A 2838-nucleotide genomic window follows, 5' to 3' on the forward strand; every position below is an offset into this window, starting at 1 on the left:
CCTCCCCCCCCCCCCCCCCCCCCCCCCCCCCCCCCCCCCCCCCCCCCCCCCCCCCCCCCCCCCCCCCCACCAAAAGAGAGGCAAGCCAACCGGCCAGCCACCGACCTTACCGTGATTGAGTCCCTGTGCCATGAATACTGAATTTCGCAAGAACCTGCCGGGCACTGGCCTGGATTATTTCGACGCTCGAGCAGCTGTCGACGCCATCAAGCCCGGCGCCTATGACCGTCTTCCCTATACCTCACGCGTACTGGCAGAAAACCTGGTGCGCCGCTGCGATCCGGCGACCCTCAATGCGTCGCTGGGCCAGCTGATCGAACGCAAGCGCGACCTCGACTTCCCGTGGTTCCCGGCCCGTGTGGTGTGCCACGACATCCTCGGCCAGACCGCGCTGGTCGACCTCGCCGGCCTGCGTGACGCCATCGCTGATGGTGGCGGTGACCCGGCCCAGGTCAACCCGGTGGTGCCGGTGCAACTGATCGTCGACCACTCCCTGGCCGTGGAATGCGGTGGTTTCGATCCGCAGGCATTCGAGAAGAACCGCGCCATCGAAGACCGCCGCAACGAAGACCGTTTCCACTTCATCAACTGGACCAAGAAGGCGTTCAAGAACGTCGACGTGATCCAGCCTGGCAACGGCATCATGCACCAGATCAACCTGGAGAAGATGTCGCCGGTGATCCATGCCGAACGCGGCGTGGCTTATCCGGATACCTGTGTCGGTACTGACAGCCACACTCCGCACGTCGATGCCCTGGGCGTAATCGCCATCGGTGTCGGCGGCCTCGAAGCCGAGAACGTCATGCTCGGCCGCGCCTCGTGGATGCGCCTGCCGGAAATCGTCGGCGTCGAGCTGTCCGGCAAGCCGCAACCTGGCATTACTGCCACCGACGTGGTGCTGGCCCTGACCGAATTCCTGCGCAAGGCAAAAGTCGTCGGTGCCTACCTCGAGTTCTACGGCGAAGGCGCCCGTGCCCTGACTCTGGGCGACCGCGCGACCATCTCCAACATGGCCCCGGAATACGGCGCCACTGCAGCGATGTTCTCAATCGACCAGCAGACCATCGACTACCTCAAGCTCACCGGCCGTGAAGACGAGCAGGTCAAGCTGGTGGAAACCTATGCCAAGGTTGCCGGCCTGTGGTCCGACAGCCTGGCCAACGCCGAGTACGAGCGGGTGCTGAGCTTCGACTTGTCCAGCGTCGTGCGCAACATGGCCGGCCCGTCCAACCCGCACGCCCGTGTAGCAACCAGCGACCTGGCCAGCAAAGGTATCGCCGGTCAGTGGGAAGAAGTGCCGGGGCAGATGCCGGACGGCGCGGTGATCATTGCCGCCATCACCAGTTGCACCAACACCAGCAACCCGCGCAACGTGATCGCCGCCGGCCTGCTGGCACGCAACGCCAACAAGCTGGGGCTGATCCGCAAGCCATGGGTCAAGTCGTCGCTGGCACCGGGTTCCAAGACCGTTGCCCTGTACCTGAAAGAAGCGGGCCTTGATCGAGAGCTGGAGCAGCTTGGTTTCGGTATCGTGGCCTTTGCCTGCACCACCTGCAACGGCATGTCCGGGGCCCTGGATCCAGTGATCCAGGAGGAAATCATCGATCGCGACCTGTACGCCACCGCCGTACTCTCGGGCAACCGCAACTTCGACGGCCGTATTCACCCTTACGCCAAGCAGGCGTTCCTGGCCTCGCCGCCGTTGGTGGTGGCCTACGCCATTGCCGGCACCATCCGCTTCGACATCGAGAAAGATGTACTGGCAGTGGTCGACGGCAAGGAAATCCGCCTCAAGGACATCTGGCCGAGCGACGAAGAGATCGATGCCGTGGTCAAGGCCGCGGTCAAGCCGGAGCAGTTCCGCCAGGTCTACATTCCGATGTTCGCCATCGAGGAGGACACCGGTCCCAAGGTCGACCCGCTGTACGACTGGCGCGAGATGAGCACCTACATCCGCCGTCCGCCGTATTGGGAAGGCGCGCTGGCCGGGGAGCGTACGCTCAAGGGCATGCGCCCGCTGGCGGTGTTGCCGGACAACATCACCACCGACCACCTGTCGCCGTCGAACGCGATCATGCTCGACAGCGCCGCCGGTGAGTACCTGGCGAAAATGGGCCTGCCGGAAGAAGACTTCAACTCTTACGCAACTCACCGCGGCGATCACCTGACCGCACAGCGGGCCACCTTCGCCAACCCGAAACTGTTCAACGAAATGGTTCAGGAAGGCGGCAAGGTCAAGCAGGGCTCGCTGGCGCGGGTCGAGCCGGAAGGCAAGGTCACCCGCATGTGGGAAGCCATCGAGACCTACATGGAGCGCAAACAGCCGCTGATCATCGTCGCCGGCGCCGACTACGGCCAGGGCTCGTCCCGTGACTGGGCGGCCAAGGGCGTGCGTCTGGCCGGTGTCGAAGCCATCGTCGCCGAAGGCTTCGAGCGTATCCACCGCACCAACCTGGTGGGCATGGGTGTGTTGCCGCTGGAGTTCAAGCCAGGCGTGAACCGCAAGACCCTGGACATCGACGGCACCGAGACCTTCGACGTAGTTGGCGAGCGTACCCCGCGGGCGACCCTGACCCTGGTGATCACCCGTCACACCGGTGAGCGCGTTGAAGTGCCAGTGACTTGCCGCCTGGATACCGCTGAAGAAGTGTCGATCTATGAAGCGGGCGGGGTGCTGCAGCGCTTTGCTCAGGACTTCCTCGAGTCGGCGGCCGTTTGAGGTAGGGCTTATCGCGGGGCAAGCCCGCTACCACCGACTGGTAGGAGCGGGCTTGCCCAGCGATAGCCTCCCACAGCACTTACAGGACAACCCAGCTATGGCACAAGTACCGCAAATCA

At 64.2% G+C, this 2838-nt stretch carries 1 protein-coding gene; it reads left to right on the plus strand.

All coding sequences use genetic code 11. From position 1 onward, the window contains the following. The first annotated feature begins 130 nt into the window (after positions 1-130). Positions 131-2719, plus strand: a complete 2589-nt coding sequence (gene acnD / locus ACO6VD_RS23665; RefSeq protein ID WP_422422393.1) for a Fe/S-dependent 2-methylisocitrate dehydratase AcnD — start codon at positions 131-133, stop codon at positions 2717-2719. Positions 2720-2838: the final 119 nt, after the last annotated feature.

Origin of the sequence: Pseudomonas sp. GZD-222 (assembly GCF_049310525.1) — a bacterium.
Classification (GTDB): domain Bacteria; phylum Pseudomonadota; class Gammaproteobacteria; order Pseudomonadales; family Pseudomonadaceae; genus Aquipseudomonas.

Coding starts and splice junctions, on each gene's coding strand:
- acnD (WP_422422393.1), top strand. CDS start 131: ATGAATACTGAATTTCGCAAGAACCTGCCGGGCACTGGCCTGGATTAT.